The sequence below is a fragment of the Kribbella sp. NPDC056861 genome (assembly GCF_040687575.1).
In the GTDB taxonomy this organism is placed as follows: domain Bacteria; phylum Actinomycetota; class Actinomycetes; order Propionibacteriales; family Kribbellaceae; genus Kribbella.
On record NZ_JBFBNQ010000008.1, the window covers coordinates 388,243 to 405,844 of the forward strand.

16 protein-coding genes are annotated in these 17,602 nt (G+C 69.4%); 11 read left to right on the top strand and 5 right to left on the bottom strand.

Features of this window, described 5'->3' with window-relative positions:
• Window positions 1-97 precede the first annotated feature (97 nt).
• Window positions 98-3,646: a chromosome segregation protein SMC gene (smc, locus tag AB0P21_RS36145; RefSeq protein ID WP_363703010.1), complete on the top strand. Its 3,549-nt coding sequence runs from the start codon at window positions 98-100 to the stop codon at window positions 3,644-3,646.
• Here the strand turns inward: smc and AB0P21_RS36150 are convergent.
• Entirely contained in the window at window positions 3,579-4,427 is an 849-nt protein-coding gene (locus AB0P21_RS36150) for a tetratricopeptide repeat protein (protein WP_363703012.1), read from the bottom strand. The genes smc and AB0P21_RS36150 overlap by 68 nt on opposite strands.
• 16 nt (window positions 4,428-4,443) lie before the next feature.
• The gene (locus AB0P21_RS36155; protein ID WP_363703014.1) at window positions 4,444-4,773 is read right to left on the bottom strand and encodes a nuclear transport factor 2 family protein; all 330 of its coding nucleotides are present in this window, start codon (window positions 4,771-4,773) and stop codon (window positions 4,444-4,446) included.
• Between the two features lie 93 nt (window positions 4,774-4,866).
• Between AB0P21_RS36155 and AB0P21_RS36160 the strand changes: the two genes are divergently transcribed.
• The 5 genes from AB0P21_RS36160 (at window position 4,867) to AB0P21_RS36180 (ending at window position 8,586) form a co-directional block, all read left to right on the top strand.
• Window positions 4,867-5,379: a hypothetical protein gene (locus AB0P21_RS36160; RefSeq protein WP_363703016.1), complete on the top strand. Its 513-nt coding sequence runs from the start codon at window positions 4,867-4,869 to the stop codon at window positions 5,377-5,379.
• 119 nt (window positions 5,380-5,498) lie between these two features.
• Window positions 5,499-6,032, top strand: a complete 534-nt coding sequence (locus AB0P21_RS36165; protein ID WP_363703018.1) for a sigma-70 family RNA polymerase sigma factor — start codon at window positions 5,499-5,501, stop codon at window positions 6,030-6,032.
• Window positions 6,029-6,757, top strand: a complete 729-nt coding sequence (locus AB0P21_RS36170; RefSeq protein WP_363703020.1) for a zf-HC2 domain-containing protein — start codon at window positions 6,029-6,031, stop codon at window positions 6,755-6,757. The genes AB0P21_RS36165 and AB0P21_RS36170 overlap by 4 nt, the downstream gene beginning before the upstream one ends.
• Before the next feature lie 11 nt (window positions 6,758-6,768).
• Complete coding sequence (locus tag AB0P21_RS36175; RefSeq protein ID WP_363703022.1) at window positions 6,769-7,872, top strand: beta-eliminating lyase-related protein; 1,104 nt, start codon at window positions 6,769-6,771, stop codon at window positions 7,870-7,872.
• Window positions 7,873-8,040: 168 nt separating this feature from the next.
• Window positions 8,041-8,586, top strand: a complete 546-nt coding sequence (locus AB0P21_RS36180; protein WP_363703024.1) for a dihydrofolate reductase family protein — start codon at window positions 8,041-8,043, stop codon at window positions 8,584-8,586.
• Here the strand turns inward: AB0P21_RS36180 and AB0P21_RS36185 are convergent.
• The gene (locus tag AB0P21_RS36185) at window positions 8,579-9,484 is read right to left on the bottom strand and encodes a M56 family metallopeptidase (RefSeq protein ID WP_363703026.1); all 906 of its coding nucleotides are present in this window, start codon (window positions 9,482-9,484) and stop codon (window positions 8,579-8,581) included. The two genes, AB0P21_RS36180 and AB0P21_RS36185, sit on opposite strands and share 8 nt — an antisense overlap.
• Complete coding sequence (locus tag AB0P21_RS36190; RefSeq protein WP_363703028.1) at window positions 9,481-9,867, bottom strand: BlaI/MecI/CopY family transcriptional regulator; 387 nt, start codon at window positions 9,865-9,867, stop codon at window positions 9,481-9,483. The genes AB0P21_RS36185 and AB0P21_RS36190 overlap by 4 nt, the downstream gene beginning before the upstream one ends.
• A gap of 81 nt (window positions 9,868-9,948) precedes the next feature.
• Here AB0P21_RS36190 and AB0P21_RS36195 point away from each other — a divergent pair, with 81 nt between their 5' ends.
• From AB0P21_RS36195 to cydC, 4 genes are read left to right on the top strand one after another with little or no spacing between them, the layout of a single operon-like run.
• Window positions 9,949-11,367 (top strand): cytochrome ubiquinol oxidase subunit I, encoded by a 1,419-nt coding sequence (locus AB0P21_RS36195; RefSeq protein ID WP_363703030.1) that lies wholly within the window; start codon window positions 9,949-9,951, stop codon window positions 11,365-11,367.
• 11 nt (window positions 11,368-11,378) lie between these two features.
• On the top strand, window positions 11,379-12,362 hold the full coding sequence (cydB, locus tag AB0P21_RS36200) for a cytochrome d ubiquinol oxidase subunit II (RefSeq protein WP_363703032.1): 984 nt from the start codon (window positions 11,379-11,381) through the stop codon (window positions 12,360-12,362).
• Window positions 12,359-13,984 carry a thiol reductant ABC exporter subunit CydD gene (gene cydD, locus AB0P21_RS36205; protein ID WP_363703034.1) on the top strand — a complete coding sequence of 542 codons (1,626 nt, stop codon included), beginning with the start codon at window positions 12,359-12,361 and terminating at the stop codon, window positions 13,982-13,984. Before cydB ends, cydD begins: the two co-directional genes overlap by 4 nt.
• Window positions 13,981-15,606, top strand: coding sequence for a thiol reductant ABC exporter subunit CydC (cydC, locus tag AB0P21_RS36210; RefSeq protein WP_363703036.1), 1,626 nt, complete (start codon window positions 13,981-13,983; stop codon window positions 15,604-15,606). The genes cydD and cydC overlap by 4 nt, the downstream gene beginning before the upstream one ends.
• Before the next feature lie 7 nt (window positions 15,607-15,613).
• Here the strand turns inward: cydC and AB0P21_RS36215 are convergent, their stop codons facing one another.
• The gene (locus AB0P21_RS36215) at window positions 15,614-16,261 is read right to left on the bottom strand and encodes a hypothetical protein (protein WP_363703037.1); all 648 of its coding nucleotides are present in this window, start codon (window positions 16,259-16,261) and stop codon (window positions 15,614-15,616) included.
• A gap of 140 nt (window positions 16,262-16,401) precedes the next feature.
• Between AB0P21_RS36215 and ftsY the strand changes: the two genes are divergently transcribed.
• A complete protein-coding gene (ftsY, locus tag AB0P21_RS36220; protein ID WP_363703039.1) occupies window positions 16,402-17,598 on the top strand; it encodes a signal recognition particle-docking protein FtsY in 1,197 nt (398 codons plus the stop codon).
• The last annotated feature ends 4 nt before the right edge of the window (window positions 17,599-17,602 follow it).

A 17,602-nucleotide genomic window follows, 5' to 3' on the forward strand; every position in this document is an offset into this window, starting at 1 on the left:
CCCGGGTAGCGGCAGCGTCACGAGCAGTTACGACGGTTCCGTCGGTATCGTCTGTCCTTTTCCACGGGTTGGGAGCTTTGCCTTGTACCTGAAGAGCATGACTCTGAAGGGTTTCAAGTCTTTCGCGTCGGCCACGACGATGAACTTCGAGCCGGGGATCACCTGCATCGTCGGGCCCAACGGCTCCGGGAAGTCCAACGTCGTCGACGGCCTGTCCTGGGTGATGGGCGAGCAGGGCGTCAAGTCCCTGCGCGGCGGCAAGATGGAGGACGTCATCTTCGCCGGCACCTCCGGCCGGGCCCCGCTGGGCCGCGCCGAGGTGGTGCTGACCATCGACAACACCGACGGCGCGCTGCCGATCGAGTTCGCCGAGGTCACCATCTCGCGGACGATGTTCCGCAACGGCGGCTCGGACTACCAGATCAACGGCCAGAGCTGCCGGCTGCTCGACGTCCAGGACCTGCTCAGTGACTCCGGAATCGGCCGCGAGATGCACGTCATCGTCGGCCAGGGCCAGCTCGACTCGATCCTGCGCGCCACCCCCGAGGGCCGCCGCGGCTTCGTCGAGGAGGCGGCCGGTGTTCTGAAGCACCGCAAGCGCAAGGAGAAGGCGCTCCGCAAGCTGGAGTCGACCGAGGGCAACGTGCACCGGCTTGGCGACCTGATCGCCGAGATCCGTCGCCAGCTGAAGCCGCTCGGACGCCAGGCGGAGGTGGCGCGCCGGGCGGTGACGATCCAGGCCGAAGTACGCGACGGCCGCTCCCGGCTGCTCGCCGACGACATCGTCCAGGCCCAGTCCGCGCTCGAGGCCGAGCTCAAGGACGAGGCGGCCCTGACCGAGAAGCGGTCCCAGCTCGAGGCGGCCCTGCGCGAGGCGCGGGACATGGAAGCCGAGCTGGAGGACGCGCTCCGGACCGATGCACCGGCTCTGCAGGCCGCGCAGGACACGTGGTACTCGCTGTCCGGCTTCGGCGAGAAGATCAAGGGCACCGCCCGGATCGCCGCCGACCGGATCCGCTCGCTGACCGACGAGGCCGAGGAGTCCCGCAGTGGGCGCGACCCCGACGAGCTCGAGCTGGAGGCGGCCCGGGTCCGCGAGACCGAGGCGCAGATCGAGGCCGAGGTCGAGGTGCACTCCGAGCTGCTGCAGCAGGCGATCGAGCACCGGCAGCAACTGGAGTCCCAGCACGCCGAGGAGGAGCGCCGGATCGCGGCGCTGATCCGCGCTGCCGCCGACCGTCGTGAGGGCATGGCCCGGCTGACCGGCCAGGTGAACGCGCTGAAGAGCCGCGCGTCCGCCGCCGAGTCCGAGATCGGCCGGCTGGCCAGCAACCGGAGCGAGGCCGAGGCGCGCGCAGCCAAGGCGCAGCACGACTTCACCGCGCTCGAGACCCAGGTGGCCGGCCTCGACGCCGGTGAGCGTGGGCTGGACGAGGAGTACGAGGCGGCCCAGAGCGTCCTGGACGAGCTGGAGGAGCGCCTCACCAAGCTGCGCGCCGAGGAGCGGGACGCCGAGCGGGAGCGAGCCGGGCTGACCGCTCGCAAGGACGCTCTGGAGATGGGCCTCAACCGCAAGGACGGCGCCGGCGCGCTGCTGGCCGCCTCCGAACAGATCACCGGTCTGATGGGCTCCGTCGCCGCGCTGCTGAGTGTTCCCGCCGGCTACGAGACCGCTATCGCCGCAGCGCTCGGTGAGGCTGCCGACGCGGTCGCGGTGACGCACACGCAGGCCGCGCTCAATGCTGTTGGGCACCTGAAGGAACACGACCTCGGCCGCGCGGGCATGCTCCTCGGAGACGCCCCAGCCGACGACTACTCGAGCTGGCCCTCGCTGCCTGGCGGCGCGACGTACGCGGTCGATGTGGTCGACTGCCCCGAGACGCTGCGCCCGGCGCTGCGCCGGCTGCTCCGCAAGGTCGCCGTGGTCGAGGACGTACCGGCCGCCCGCGACCTGGTGCAGCACCTGCCCGACATCACGACGGCCACCCGAGCGGGCGACGTACTGGGTGCGCACTTCGCGTACGGCGGTTCTGACGCGGCGCCGAGCCTGATCGAGGTGCAGTCGGCGGTCGACGAGGCCTCCGAGAAGCTGATCGAGGCCACGGCCCGCAGCGAGCGGCTGCGGTTCGAGCTGGCGCAGATGGAGCGCGAGCGGGAGAGCCAGAAGCAGTCCGTCGAGATCGCGCTGGCCCGGCTGCACGAGTCGGATGCGTCGATGGCGGCTGTCGCTGAGCAGCTGGCCCAGTTCGGGTCGCTGGCGAAGGCATCCCGTGGTGAGGCGCAGCGGATGGCTGAGGCGATCGCTGCGGCCGAGGAGGAGCGCGACCGGAACCTGTCCGGCCTTGCTGACCTGGAGAAGCGGCTCAGCGACGTCGAGCAGTACGGCGATGACGACGGCGACGAGCCCGACCCGGCTGAGCGTGACCGCCTGGCCGAGGCGGCCAAGGCCGGTCGTGCGGGCGAGATGGAGGCGCGGCTCGCGCTGCGGACCACTGAGGAGCGGGCCCGGGCACTGTCCGGCCGTGCAGACTCGCTGGAGCGTGCGGCTCGCCAGGAGCGGGAGGCGCGGGCTCGTGCCATCGCCCGGGCGACCCGGCGGGCTCGGCAGTCCGAGGCCGCGCAGGCGGTTCACCTGGCGGCTGGGCACGTCCTGGCTCGCTTGGAGACTTCGCTGCAGGCGGCAGCCACCGAGCGGTCGGCCATCCAGGCTCAGCGCGCCGAACGCGAGCAGGGGCTGGCGCAGGCTCGCTCTGCCACCCGCAACCTGAGCAGCGAGCTGGAGCAGCTCACCAACACCGTGCACCGCGACGCGCTGGCCCGGGCCGAGCAGAAGATGCGCCTGGAGGCCCTGTACGAGAAGGCGCTCGGCGAGCTGGGCACCGAGGTGGAGGCGCTGGTCGCGGAGTACGGGCCGGATCAGTTGGTGCCTCCGCTGGTCAAGGACGGCGACGAGAACACCCTGGAGCTCGAGGGTGAGCCGTTCGATCGGGTGAAGGTGCAGAAGCGGCTGAAGGCCGCCGAGCGGGCCCTCGGCCAGCTGGGCCGGATCAACCCGCTGGCGCTGGAGGAGTTCGACGCGATGGAGGAGCGGCACCGCTTCCTCGCCGAGCAGCTCGAGGACCTGAAGAAGTCGCGGCGTGACCTGATGGACATCGTCAAGGAGGTCGACGACCGGGTCGAGCAGGTCTTCACCGAGGCCTACCGCGACGTCGAGATCGCCTTCGAGCACGTCTTCAGCCGGCTGTTCCCCGGCGGTGAGGGCCGGCTGGTGCTGACCGACCCCAGCGACATGCTCAACACCGGCATCGACGTCGAGGCCCGCCCACCCGGCAAGAAGGTCAAGCGCCTGTCGCTGCTCTCCGGCGGCGAGCGCTCCCTGGTCGCGGTGGCGTTCCTGGTGGCCCTGTTCAAGGCGCGCCCGTCGCCGTTCTACATCCTCGACGAGGTCGAGGCAGCCCTGGACGACACCAACCTCGGCCGGCTGCTGCAGATCTACGAAGAGCTCCGCGAGAACAGCCAGCTCCTGGTCATCACCCACCAGAAGCGCACCATGGAGGTCGCCGACGCGCTCTACGGCGTCACGATGAGAGGCGACGGAGTATCAACCGTGATCTCTCAACGAATCCGCGAATCCGAGCCTGCTTAGCCTTGCGCCAGTCCGGATCGGACAGCGGACCGAACCAGGTGAGTCCGCTGACGGTCGTGAGCACCTCCCGTGCCGGGGAGCCGTAGAACTGCCGCTCGAAGCTTTCGTAGGCCTCGCGGAGATCCTCGTCCGTCGGGTCGGCGGCCACCCCGGCCTTGAGCAGGCGGCGCGCCTCGTCGTACTGGCCGCGTTCGACCTTGATCACCGCGAGGCGTTGCATCGCCCAGCCGTTCTCGGGCTCGAGGGCGAGGACGGCGCGGATCGCCTTCTCCGCTTCCTTGGTTTTGCCGAGCGGTAGAGCCGCATAGCAAAGGATGGACAGCGCTTTCGTGTTCTCCGGCTCCAGCCGGACCGCCTCGCGGGCGACCTCGAGGGCTTCCTTCCGGCGATCCGGCTGAGCGACGAGCAGCACCGCGAGCCGGGTCACCGCGTCGACGCGCTGCGGGTCGAGCCTGATCGCCTCGCGGGCGTTCGACTCCGCCTCGGCCCACTGCTCGACGTCCTCGTAGAGCAACGAGCGATGGATCCAGGCGCAGCCGTGGGCCGGGTCGAGCCGGGTGATCTCGGCCGCTGTCTGCATCGACGGCTCGTCCAGGGCGTACTGGCAGCGCATCAGCACGCAGAGGGCCCGGACGTCCGCCGGGTCCTTCTCCAGTACCCGATAGATCGCCGTCCTCGCCTTGTCGTACTGGCCGACGCCCATCAGCAGGTTGACACCCTCGTCGGACCACCACTGTCCGGATCCTTCGTCACCCTCGCCGGGTCCCCACCCATAAGTCACGGTCGAGGAGCCTACTTCAGGCTGTGATGGTCATCGACGCGATCTGGTCGTTCTGTACGTCGAACGTGAAGTGGGACGGGCCGTTGTAGCCGTCGCCGCCTACCTGGGTGGCGATGGTGAGCGGGTTGCCCGGGGTGGAGACCTCGGTGCCGGTGAATTTGACGTTCTTGCCGATGAACTCGGCGTCGCTCCAGGAGCGGAGCTGCTCCGGTCCGCGGAACTGGCGGCCCCAGTCGTCGACGTAGCCGTCCGGGGCGAATGCCGCGACGAAGGCGCCGGCGTCGAGGTCGTCGACGGCGGTCAGTACGCGCTGGACAGCTGCGGGCAGGTTTTCCTGAGTGCTCATGACGCAAAGATAACCAGCGTTTCTCCTTGAACCGATTCGTTCGGCCGTCCGTGTGGGTGGTGTCGAACGTCAACCAGTCAAGGGAGATCGATCATGAAGCGCTTCGCCGTCGTCGTCGGTACGGCCGTTCTCGGGCTGTCTGCTCTCACTGCTTGCGGTGGTGGCGACGAGCAGCCTGCTGCTGCGGTCAACAACGCCAGTCAATCGGCGGAAGGCAAGCTGGCTACGGCGCAGGTCGGCAACTTCGGCAAGGTCGTTGTGGACGGCACCGGTCGGACGCTCTACGTGTTCGACAAGGACACCGCCGACCCGTCGAAGTCCAACTGTGCCGGTGAGTGCGCCGCCAAGTGGCCGCCGGTACTCGCCGGATCCGGTACGCCGAAACTCGACGGCGTCGACGCCTCTCTCGTCGGCACCGTGGCGCGCGCCGACGGCAGCAAGCAGGTCACGCTGGCAGGACTGCCGCTCTACCAGTTCGCCCAGGACAGCAAGGCCGGGGACGCCAAGGGGCAGGCGGTCGGCGGGATCTGGTGGGTGGTCGGCGCGGACGGCAAGAAGATCACCGCCGAGGTCTCGTCGGGCTCCGGCGACGGCTACGGGTACTGATCCGTCCAATGGAAGCGACCGGCGTACTGCGAGGTCCCGGCTGGGGCCCTGCCGTGCCCGTCGCGCGCAGATCCCCTATCGTACGATCGACCACGTTGATCGAGGCCGGGAGGACCGCGGTGGCTGACACGGACCGCCGGCCCGACGCGGCCGAGGCGTTGATCCGTTCGCTGTACGCCGAGCACGGTCGTGCTCTGCTCGCCTACGCGACCCGGTTGACCGGCGACCGCGCGGCCGCGGAGGACGTAGTACAGGAGACTCTGGTCCGGGCGTGGAAGCATGCCGATGACCTGGTCGCCGGCAAGGGATCGGTCCGGGGCTGGTTGCTCACGGTCGCGCGGAACCTGGTCACCGACCGGGCCCGGGCGCGCGCTGTTCGGCCTGCCGAGGTGGCCGAGGTCGAGGACCGTCCGCCGGTCGAGGGGGATCACTCCGAGTCGGTGGTGAACACGATGGTGGTGCTCGACGCGCTCGACCAGGTGTCGGCCGAGCACCGTGAGGTCCTGGTGCAGCTGTACTACCGGGGCCGGACCGTGACCGAGGCCGCGAAGGAGCTCGGTCTCCCGCCGGGTACCGTGAAATCGAGATCGTATTACGCCCTCCGAGCGCTCCGCACGGTGATGGCCGGACCGGAAGCGGAGGTGTCCCGATGAGCGAGCACGATCACTCGCAGCTCGGCGCCTACGTGCTGGGTGGGCTGGAGCCGGACGAGGTTCGCGAGGTCGAAGAGCACCTGGCCGGTTGCGTCGAGGCGCGCGACGAACTGGCCGAGCTCGAGGAGATGAAGGAGTTCCTCGGCGAGGTGCCGCCCGAGGCGTTCCTGGACGGTCCGCCGGTCGACGGCGACCTGCTGCTGCAGCGCACGCTGCGCGAGGTCCGCTCGGTCGCAGCGGTCGAGACGCCCGCAGATACTCACACTGGTCCGGCGCATGCCGCCGGTGGCTCCCGGAAGCGAGCGCCGTGGCTACTGGTCGCCGCTGCCGTCGTGGTGATCGCCGGAGCGCTGGGCGGCGGCGTAGTGATCGGCCGCCAGTCCGTCGACGTCGAAGTAGCCAGTACTACGCCGCCGGCCGGCTCCAAGCAGGTGACGGCGACCGACAAGGCCACCAACGTGACGATGGCGACCACTGTCGAGCCGCGGGCCGGGTGGGCCTGGGTCAACGTGCAGCTGACCAACATGAAGGCCGGCGCCGTCTGCGAAATGCTGGTGACCGACAAGGCCGGCAAGGTCTACGTTGCCGGTAGCTGGGTGATCTCGGAGAAGGCTGCTCGCGAGGGTAGCCGGTTCGGCGGCGGGGTACTGGTGCCGCTCGACCAGGTGAAGTCGGTCGAGATCAAGACTGTCCAAGGCGAGCACGTGGTCACCACTCCGGTCTGAGGATGCACAGCGTGAACTACCCGACCACCGACACCACCGAAGATCTCGGCGCGCGCCGCAAGGCAGCTGCCGCCGAGTGCACTCGCTGGTTGTCCGGTCGCCGGTTACCGTCGGCCGATGCGCTGCGGGCGCTCGCCGACGTGGCGACCGAGGACGAGCGGGACGGCTACGGCAACGGTGGTGAGGTCGCGCTGCTCGAGCAGGAGGTTGCCGAGCTGCTCGGCAAGCCGGCAGCCGTATTCGTGCCCACCGGGATCCTGGCTCAGCAGGCTGTACTCCGAGTCTTCGCGGACCGCGCCGGGACGCAGCGCGTCGCAGTACACGGGCTGTCGCACTTGCTGGTGCACGAGTTGAACGCGCTGGAAGAGGTGCACCACCTGCGGCTGGAGCGGATGACGTCCGAGCCGCGGCAGCCGCGGCCGGACGAGTTGGCGGCCATCCCGGGCAAGCTGGCGGCTGTCACGTTGGAGCTGCCGCTGCGGGACGGTGGGTTCGTGCTGCCGACCTGGGACGAGCTGGTGGTGTTCGCTGCGGCTTGCGACGCGCGTGGGGTGCCGCTGCATCTGGACGGCGCCCGCCTGTGGGAGAGCACGCCGTACCTGGAGCACAGCCTGGCAGAGATCGCCGCCCTCGCTTCCACGGTCTACGTGTCGTTCTACAAGGGCCTGGGCGGGCTGAGTGGAGCTGCGCTCGCCGGACCGGAGGACGTGATCGCCGAGGTACGCCGCTGGCAGCGGCGGCTCGGTGGCAACGTCTACACGCTCTTCCCGTACGCCGTCTCCGCGCGCGAAGGTTTGCGGACCGTGCTGCCGCAGATGGGCGACCTTCACCAGCGTGCTGTCGAGCTGGCGAAAGCCTTGCAGGACAAGGGGTTCCGGGTCTTCCCCGAGCCGCCGCACACCAACTCGTTCCGGCTCTTCGCGCCGCGACCGGCCGCTGAGATGGAGCTCGCCGCAGTACGCCGGATGGAGGCGACGCACGAGTCACTCGGCTGGATGTGGCGCGCCGCCGACGTCCCGGGCTGGTCGTGGTCCGAGTTGGTCGTCACCCCCGGCACGCTGCAGTGGCGGGTCGACGAGGTGGCCAAGGCCTTCGGGGAACTTCTCGACTCCTGAGTTCGTCGCACCCGGTGTGAGGTTCTTTGCACGGCAACGCAACGGGGAGAAGTAATTCAGTGCTGACGTTCGTCATCACCATGGTCATTCTGCTGGTCCTGTCAGGGCTCGTCCTGCTGGCAGTCGCACGAGGTGAAGGTAAGGGGATAGGCCACTAACCTGGTTGGGATGAGACGACTCATCTTCCAGGAATTCGTCACCCTCGACGGGTACGCCGCCGCCGCGGACGGCTCGCTCGACTTCTTCGGCACTGTGACCGACCAGGACGATCAGGACAACCTGGCGTTGCTGGAGAGTGTCGACACCATGCTGCTCGGCGCGGCGACGTACCGGATCTTCGTCGATTACTGGCCGACGGCAACCGATCCGCTGGCGCCGGGGCTGAACGCGCTGCGCAAGGTGGTGGTCTCGTCGACGCTGGACGCTGCCCCGTGGGGTGAGTGGGAGCCCGGCGAGGTCGTCACCGATGCCGTCGCCGACGTCACCGCGCTCAAGGCCGAGGACGGCAAGGACATCGTGTTGTGGGGGAGCATTTCGCTCTTCCACACGCTGCTGGCGGCTGGGTTGGTTGACGAGGTGCAGTTGCGCGTCTGCCCGACTGTGATCGGCGCGGGGAAGCCGGTGTTCCCCCAAGGGGAGTTCGCGATGGACCTGATCGACGCCGGGCCGTGGGCGACCAACGGGGTCCTGTTGCGCTACCGGCCTGTCAGCTGACTGCGTCGACGACGGCCTTCACGATGGGTGCGGCGACGGTGAAGGTTGGGACGACCAGGAGCAGCACGGCGGCGGTATAGGTCGCGGCAGACAGCAGGGACGCGTTGGGAGCAGGGTCGGCGAGGCGCTGGACCCGGAGGACCGTGGCGGACTTCGCCATGGCCAGGCCGGCTTCCGGGGCTGGGGAGCCGGCCAGAGCGACCAGTGCACGGGCCAGCGGCAGCGGACCGTTGCGGCGACGCGCCTCGTCGTCGGCGAGTAGCTCCACCAGCGTGCGGGCCTGGTCCAGCGCCACATCGCTCCGCACGAACCGGGGGAACGCCAGGTGGAGTGCGGTGAAGGCCTCCAGTACCAGGTCGTGCCGCGCCCGTAGATGCGCCTGCTCATGAGCCAGTACTGCGCGGAGCTCACCGTCGTCGAGTCTGTCGAGAGCACCCACCGACACGACCACCCGGGAGCCCCGGATCGCTGGCAGGCAGTAGGCAAGTGGCGTCTCCTCGGCCAGCACCCGGAGACCAGGGATCAGCCCATCGGGTGTCGCCAGTACGTCGACCAGGTCCCGGTGTCGCCGCCTACGCGCTCTGGTCCCGATAGCGACTCGCCCGAACGACCACACCAGCCGGAGGCCCACGATGACGGTCAGAGCGAGCACCAGCGCCGCCGCCAGGTCGCGAGCCGACGACGGGTCGAACCGCGGCTCACCTGGCTCACCTGCGGTCGAGTAAGACAAGGCGAGTCCGGCCCCGAAGGCCGCCAGCACCGCTGCGATCGAGATCGACTGCCACAACGCAACAGCCGCCCGGGGGATCAGGTAGGGCCAGGCTGCCCGAGCCATGAACGCCGGCACCGGCCCGGCCAGCACCAGAGCCAGGGCGGCGAGCAGCAGGGGAGTGATCACCCCTCCCGCTCCTCCAGCCGGGCCAGCGCGTCGCGGAGCAGCGCGGCCTCCTCGTCGCTGACCTGCCCAACGAACCTGACCAGCGCCTCGCGCCGGTCGCCGGCCCGGTCGAGCGCGTCCCGCATCAGGTCGGCAGCCATCTCCTCACGCGGCGCGGCGGCCTTGTACTGCCAGGCCTTGCCGGCCCGCTCGCGCTCGGTCAGCTGCTTCTTCGCCAGCCGGTCCAGCACGGTCATCACGGTGGTGTAGGCGAGCTCCCGGGTGCCGGACAGCCGCTCGTGCACCTCGCGCACGGTGAGCGCGCCGTCGGCGGCCCAGAGCTGCTCCATCACCAGCCGCTCGAGGTCTCCAAGGGGGCGGGGAGCCTTCTCGTCGGGGGGCATGTGGCCAGTATAACTACGCGTTGTAGTAGATCTGCGCTAGCATCTACTACGTAACGTCGTAGATCGCCCGGGAGGGCTCCGATGGACACGCTCGACCTGGCCCGCTGGCAGTTCGCCATCACCACCGTCTACCACTTCTTCTTCGTCCCGGTGACGCTGTCGCTGGTCGCCGTGACGGCCGGCCTGCAGACCGCCTGGTACCGGACCGGCAAGGACAAATACCTGCGGCTGACCAAGTTCTACGGCAAGTTGTTCCTGATCAACATCGCGATGGGCGTGGTCACCGGCTTGGTCCAGGAGTTCCAGTTCGGGATGAACTGGAGCGACTACTCGCGCTTCGTCGGCGACGTCTTCGGCGCCCCGCTGGCGCTGGAGGGACTGCTCGCGTTCTTCCTCGAGTCGACGTTCATCGGGCTGTGGATCTTCGGCTGGGACCGGCTGCCGAAGAAGGTGCACCTGGCCTGCATCTGGATGGTGGTGCTCGGCACCCAGCTCTCGGCGTACTTCATCCTGGCCGCCAACTCCTGGATGCAGAACCCGGTCGGCTTCCGCTACAACGCCGAGCGCGGCCGCGCCGAGCTGACCGACATCGGGGCGGTGCTGACCAACAAGGTCGTCCTGGTCACCTACCCGCACACGATCTTCGCCGCCTTCATGGTCGGCGGCGCGTTCGTCGCCGCGGTGGCGATCTGGCACCTGGTCCGCCGGCCCGACGTCGACACCGGCGCCTTCCGTACCGCGTTGCGCCTCGGCGCGGTGATGGTGATCGTGGCCGGCGCCGGGGTGGCGCTGAGCGGTGACCAGCAGGGCAAGGTGATGACCGAGGTGCAGCCGATGAAGATGGCCGCGGCCGAGGCGCTGTACGAGTCGGAGAAGCCGGCGTCGTTCTCGATCTTCACCGTCGGGACCCTCGACGGATCGCGCGAGCTGTACTCCGTGAAGGTGCCCTACCTACTCTCCTTCCTCGCCACCGGGCACTTCGACGGCGAGGTGCAGGGCATCGACAACCTGCAGGCGTCGTACGAGAAGCTCTACGGCCCCGGCTCGTACAAGCCGAACGTGCCGCTCACCTACTGGACCTTCCGGCTGATGATCGGGGTCGGCATGTCGGCCGCCGCCATCGCCGTCCTGTTGCTCTGGGCAACGAGGAAGGGGCGGGCGCCGCATCGGCTGCTGATCTGGCTGGCGGTGCCGCTGCCCCTGCTGCCGTTGCTCGCGAACGTCTTCGGCTGGGTCTTCACCGAGACCGGACGCCAACCGTGGCTGGTGTTCGGGCTGCTGCCCACCTCGGCCGGGGTCTCGCCCGGCACCACGATGACCGAGGTGCTCATCTCGCTGATCGGCTTCACCCTCCTGTACGGCGTACTGGGGGTGGTCGAGGTGAAGTTGATGCTCAAGTCGATCCGGGCCGGGCTCGCCGGTACCTCGCCGGCGCCGGGTGACCCGCCCGAGGAATCACCGGACGACGAGGCCGCCAAGCCGCTCTCCTTCGCGTACTAGGGGTGAACTGAATGGAACTCACGACGGTCTGGTTCCTCGTCATCGCGGGGCTGTGGATCGGGTACTTCGTGCTCGAGGGCTTCGACTTCGGGGTGGGCATCCTGCTCCGCGTGCTGGGCCGGGACGAGCCGGAGCGGCGGGCGGTGATCACCACCATCGGGCCGGTCTGGGACGGCAACGAGGTCTGGCTGATCGTCGCCGGGGCGATGACGTTCGCGGCGTTCCCGGAGTGGTACGCGACGCTCTTCAGCGGGTTCTACCTGCCGCTGTTCGCGGTGCTGGTGTCGCTGATCCTGCGCGGGGTGGCGCTGGAGTACCGCGGCAAACGCGACGACTTGCCGTGGCGCAGCCGGATGGACACGCTCATCACCGTGGGGTCGTTGGTGCCCGCGCTGCTGTGGGGGATCACCTTCGCCAACCTGGTCCGGGGGTTGCCGATCGATGCCTCGCACGAGTTCGTGGGCAGTCTTGGGACGCTGCTCAATCCCTTTGCGTTGTTGGGCGGAGTCGCCTTCACAGCGTTGTTCGTGGCGCACGGGGCGATCTTCCTGGCGCTGAAGACGACGGGCGAGCTGCGCGAGCGGGCGAACCGGATGGCGGCAGCGACGGGGCTGGCCGCGGCGGTGCTGGTGGTCGGCTTCTTGGTGTGGGCGCACGGGATGCAAGGTGACACCGGATCCGTAGTTGTCGCGGGGTTTGCCGCTGTCGCTCTTGTCGCTGCGCTGGTAGCCAATCGGGTTGGGCGGGAAGGCTGGGCTTTCGCCGGCACTGCGGCGGCGATCGCGTTCGGAGTCGCCTCGCTCTTCCTGGCGATGTTCCCCGACGTGATGCCCTCGACGCTCGACCCGGCGTGGAGCCTGACGGTCACCAACGCGAGCTCCTCGGCGTACACGTTGAAGGTGCTGACGGTCATCGCCGCCATCTTCACCCCGCTGGTGATGCTCTACCAGGGCTGGACCTACTGGGTGTTCCGCCAGCGGGTGGCAGTGTCGTGAAGCCGCTCGATCCGCGGTTGCTGAGGCGAGCCAAGGGTGCTCGGGTGTTCCTGGTCGCCTCAGTCATGATCGGGGTGGCGACCGGCCTGCTGATCGTGGTGCAGGCGGTCTTGCTGGCACGTGGGATCACCGACGTAGTACTGCGGGGTGAGGGCGTCGGGCAGGTCGCCTGGCTGCTGGTAGGAGTGCTGGTGGCGCGGGCTGCGCTGGTGTGGGTGCAGGAGGTCGTGGCGCAGCGGTCGGCCGCAGCGGTCAAGTCGATCCTGCGGCGACAGGTGCTGGAGCACTCGCTCAAGTTGGGTCCTGCCTGGCTCAGTGGCGAGCGGAGCAGCGCGCTGACCACCTTGCTCACCAAGGGACTAGACGACCTCGACCCGTACTTCGCCCGCTACCTCCCGCAGTTAATGCTCGCCGCGACCGTACCGGCCGGGGTAGTGGGCTGGATGGCGACCGGGGACCTGATCGCCGCCGGGACGGTCGTGGTGACGCTGCCGCTCATCCCGATCTTCATGGCGCTGGTCGGCTGGGCTACTCAGGCACACAGCCGGCGGCGGCAGCATGCGCTCGCAGTACTGGCGCATCACTTCTCGGACGTGGTGGCCGGGTTGCCGACGCTGAAGCTGTTCGGGCGGGCCAAGGGACAGGTGGGCGCGGTTCGGCGGGTGACCGACCAGCATCGGGTGGCGTCGATGAAGAGTCTGCGGCTGGCGTTCCTGTCGTCGTTCGTGCTGGAACTGCTGGCGAGCATCTCGGTGGCGCTCGTCGCGGTCGGCGTCGGGCTGCGGCTGATCGACGGCAAGCTCGGACTGGAGACGGCGCTGCTGGTGCTGATCCTGGCGCCGGAGGCCTACCTGCCACTGCGGCAGGTCGGTGCGCAGTTCCACGCGAGTGCGGATGGGGTGGCAGCGAGCGAGGAGGTCTTCCGGGTGCTGGAGACGCCGCTGCCGGAGCGGGGCGAGCGGGTCGACGTACCGGATCTGCGGGTGACGCCGTTGCGGCTGCACGACGTGACAGTGCGGTACCCGGGCCGGGATGAGCCCGCGTTGGCGGGGTTTGACTTGGAGCTCTGGCCGGGGGAGGTGGTTGCCCTGGCTGGGCCGAGTGGTGCAGGGAAGTCCACTGTGCTGGCGGCGTTGCTGGGCTTCGTCGTACCGGAGTCTGGGGTGGTGGTGGCGGGAGCCAGCGCCGCCGATGAGTTCACGCCGGAGCGCTGGCGGGAGCAGTTCGCCTGGGTGCCGCAACGCCCGGGGCTCCGCACGGGCACCATCGCCGACAACGTGCGGCTGGGTCGTCCAGACGCCACAGACCACCACGTACTGCGTGCGCTGGCTGAGGCCGGCGCGTCAGAGCTCGACCTCACTCAGCAAGTCGGGGAAGGCGGCCGGCTGCTGTCAGGCGGTCAGCGGCGACGGGTCGCGCTGGCCCGAGCGCTTGTGACCAACGCCCCGGTGCTGCTGCTGGACGAGCCGACCGCTGGACTCGACCCGGAGGCCGAAGCGGCAGTAGTCAGCCGCCTGCGAGCCTCCGGCCGCACGGTCCTCCTGGTCGCTCACCGACCGGCCCTGCTCGCCGCAGCTGATCGGGTCGTCAACGTTCGAGCAGAGAAGCTGGTGCTGGCATGAGCATTGGGCTGTTGCAGTTGGTGAAGCCGGAGCCGAGTGTCCGGCCGCGATTGGCACTGGCCGTGCTGGCTGGGGTTCTCGCAGCAGGGTCGGCAATCGGCTTGCTGGCCACATCGGCCTGGCTGATCACGACGGCTGCCGCGCAGCCGCCGGTTCTGACCTTGCTGGTGGCGATCGTGGCGGTGCGGGCGTTCGGAGTCGGACGCGGCGTCTTCCGGTACGTGGAACGGCTGGCTGCTCACGATGCCGCCTACCGCGTGCTGGGCGCGACGCGGGCGCGGATCACTGGTCGGTTGGAGGAGCTGGCACCGGCCGGGTTGGGCTCCGTGCGGAGTGGGGATCTACTCGCGCGGTTGCTGCTCGACGTGGACGCGGTGCTGGACCTGTGGTTGCGCGTGGTGCTGCCGTTGCTGGTGGCAAGCGTCACGGCTCTTGCGACGGTCGGTTTGATCGCGGTGTTGCTGCCGACCGCAGGGGCTGCGGTGGCGGTTGCCGTGGGGCTTGCCTGCCTCGTGGTGCCGTGGCTGACGGCCTATAGCGCCCGGCGGGCCGAGAGGGCGATCGCTGGCGACAGGGGAGAGGTTGCGGCGAGTGCGACCGAGACGCTGCTGACTGCTGCTGACCTGATCGCCTTCAACGCGACGGACGCAGTACTGGCTTCCTTTGCGGCTGCTGATGCTCGGCTGGCGGCTGCTGAGCGGCGGTCGGCGTGGAGTGCGGGCCTGGGCAACGCATTGCTGGTGCTGTGTGTCGGCGGTGCCAGCGTGGCCGGGCTGGTGCTTGGTAGTAGCGCTGAGATCTCGGGCCCAGTGTTCGCAGTACTGGTGCTGACTCCGCTGGCGCTTGCCGACGCTCTCGGCGGGATCCCTGCCACGGCGCAGATCGCCACTCGCGTCAAAGCATCGCTGACCAGGGTGCAGGATCTGCTGACCACTCCTACGCCGGTAGCGGAGCCGGCTGTCCCCCATGAGCTTCCAGTTGGTCGCGACTTGGTGGTGAGCCACCTCAATGCCGGCTACAACGGCCACGACGTACTCCGGGATGTCTGCCTGACCGTTCCGGCTGGTAGCCGAGTGGTGGTGACCGGCCCGAGCGGCTCCGGCAAGAGCACCCTGGCCGCCGTACTGCTGCGCTTCCTGGAGCCGACCAGCGGTCAGGTCGCACTGGGCGGCGTCCGGCTCAACGAGCTTGCAGGGGATGACGTGCGGTCGGCGATTGGCTTGCTGACGCAGAAGAGCCATGTGTTCGACACGAGCATCCGGGAGAACCTGCTGCTCGCGAAGCCCGGTGCCAGCGACCTGCGGCTGTGGGCGGCGCTGTACCGGGCCCGGCTCGGTGAGTTCGTCTACGGACTGCCTGACGGGCTCGACACGATGGTGGGCGAGCACGGGGCCCGGTTGTCCGGCGGAGAGCGGCAGCGGCTCGCGTTCGCCCGGCTGCTGCTCGCGAACCACGACGTACTGGTCCTGGACGAGCCGACCGAGCACCTGGACGAGGAGACCGGCAGCCAACTGCTCCACGACCTGTACGCCGCCGCTGGCGACCGTACCGTCGTTCTGCTGACCCACCGCCCCGCCCAGGCGCCGCCCGCGTCCCAGACCCTTGTGTTGTCCCGTGACTGAGCTCAGGTCAGCACGAGACGGTGATCGAGTAAGGGCGGTTCACGAGGAGGTCGTTCTCGAACAGCCCCACCTGCACCTTGGTGCCGTCGGTGTCGGACGGCCGCGCGCTGATCGCGGGATGGTTGACCTTTGCCGTCACCTGGATGGCGCACTGGCTGATGTTCCGGTCGAACGCGACCAGGCTGGTGCCGTTCGAGGTGAACTCCGCGCCGATGGCGTGGCTGCCGCTCGCCACCCGGACCGTGGGGCCCTGACCGTCGAAACCGTCGTCGATCACGGCCCAGAGCGGTGACCCGTCGGCGCCGGCAGGACCCGCCGGCCCGGTCGCGCCGGTGGCCCCCGTCGCACCGGTCGGTCCAGTCGCGCCGGTGGCGCCGGTCGCCCCCGTCGCCCCGGTTTGACCTACCGGGCCGGCGGGACCGGCGGGGCCCCGCTGGCTCCAGGTGATCGGGGTCTCACCCGCGCGGCATCGCTCGGCGGAGTCGATCACCCGCAGGGAGCCCTTCGGCGGACCCAGGATCGAGCTGTTGGTCGTGTAGCAGCCGTTCACCTGGCCGCTGGAGTCCGGAATCGCCGCATACGCGACAGCGCCGCCGGCGGTCAGTACGACTGCGGTGACGGCGATCGCCGTCGCCCTGTTCCTGATCTGCATCATGAGCTCCCCCTCGAACGTGGCCGGCAGGTCCACCGGCTCTGGCGCTCATCCTGGTCAGGGTGCTTCAGAGTTCCTTAAAGCCAGCCGGGCAGCCGGGGGAGGAGCCCCGCGGTGATCGGGAGGTCTGTAAGGATGGGGGCGTGTCGACCCCTCAGCTAGTCACCCTGCTCACCGACCAGGCCCTGATCGCGATCATCGCCGTGATCGCCGCCGTCCTGGTCGCCGGTACGGCCGGTCTGGTCGTCTCCAGGCGCCGGAAGGCGGAGCTGCCTGCCGCCCAGCCGACGCGAGAGATCACCGAGCCCCAGGTCGGCGACGACGCCGAGGAGCCGCGGGACACGCCGAAGCGGACGCTCGAGGACACCGAACTGCCGGAGCCTCCCGCGGCCGGCCCGGCCACCGCGACGCTGGAGAAGCCCGAATCCGCTCAGGGCCGGCTGGTCCGGCTCCGGGCCCGACTGGCGCGCTCGCAGGGCTCGCTGGGCAAGGGTCTGCTCGCGCTGCTGTCCCGCGACAAGCTGGACGATGAGGCGTGGGAGGACATCGAGACCACGCTGATCACCGCTGACGTGGGTGTGGCGCCGACCCAGGAGCTGGTCGAGAAGCTGCGCACCCGGGTTCGGGTCGAGGGCGTCACCGCCGACCAGGCCCGGACGATCCTGCGCGAGGAGCTGATCGCGCTGGTCGACCCGACCCTCGATCGCTCGCTCAACGTCGAGCGCAAGGACGGGAAGCCTGCCGTCGTCCTGATGGTCGGCGTGAACGGCACCGGCAAGACCACCACGGTCGGCCGGCTCGCCCGAGTGCTGATCGCCGAGGACAAGCACGTCGTACTCGGCGCGGCCGACACCTTCCGCGCCGCCGCTGCCGACCAGTTGCAGACCTGGGGCGAGCGGGTCGGCGCGCGGACCGTGCGGGGACCTGAGGGCGGCGACCCGGCCAGCATCGCGTTCGACACGGTCAAGCAGGGCATCGACGAGAACGCCGATGTCGTGCTGATCGACACGGCCGGCCGGCTGCACACCAAGACCGGCCTGATGGACGAGCTCGGCAAGGTGAAGCGGGTGATCGAGAAGACCGCCGAGGTGGACGAGGTGCTGCTCGTCATCGACGCCACCACCGGGCAGAACGGTCTGACCCAGGCCCGGGTCTTCGCCGAGGTGATCAACGTGACCGGCCTGGTGCTGACCAAGCTCGACGGTACGGCGAAGGGCGGCATCGTGATCGCCGTCCAGCGGGAGCTGGGCGTGCCGGTCAAGCTAGTCGGCCTCGGCGAAGGGGCCGACGACCTGGCCCCGTTCGACGCGGAGCAGTTCGTCGACGCCCTGCTCGACTAGATCT

Coding starts and splice junctions, on each gene's coding strand:
- AB0P21_RS36190 (WP_363703028.1), bottom strand. CDS start 9,867: ATGCCCCCCGACGAGAAGGCTCCCCGCCCCCTTGGAGACCTCGAGCGG.
- AB0P21_RS36215 (WP_363703037.1), bottom strand. CDS start 16,261: ATGATGCAGATCAGGAACAGGGCGACGGCGATCGCCGTCACCGCAGTC.
- AB0P21_RS36155 (WP_363703014.1), bottom strand. CDS start 4,773: ATGAGCACTCAGGAAAACCTGCCCGCAGCTGTCCAGCGCGTACTGACC.
- AB0P21_RS36180 (WP_363703024.1), top strand. CDS start 8,041: ATGAGACGACTCATCTTCCAGGAATTCGTCACCCTCGACGGGTACGCC.
- AB0P21_RS36170 (WP_363703020.1), top strand. CDS start 6,029: ATGAGCGAGCACGATCACTCGCAGCTCGGCGCCTACGTGCTGGGTGGG.
- cydC (WP_363703036.1), top strand. CDS start 13,981: ATGAGCATTGGGCTGTTGCAGTTGGTGAAGCCGGAGCCGAGTGTCCGG.
- AB0P21_RS36195 (WP_363703030.1), top strand. CDS start 9,949: ATGGACACGCTCGACCTGGCCCGCTGGCAGTTCGCCATCACCACCGTC.
- cydB (WP_363703032.1), top strand. CDS start 11,379: ATGGAACTCACGACGGTCTGGTTCCTCGTCATCGCGGGGCTGTGGATC.
- smc (WP_363703010.1), top strand. CDS start 98: ATGACTCTGAAGGGTTTCAAGTCTTTCGCGTCGGCCACGACGATGAAC.
- AB0P21_RS36160 (WP_363703016.1), top strand. CDS start 4,867: ATGAAGCGCTTCGCCGTCGTCGTCGGTACGGCCGTTCTCGGGCTGTCT.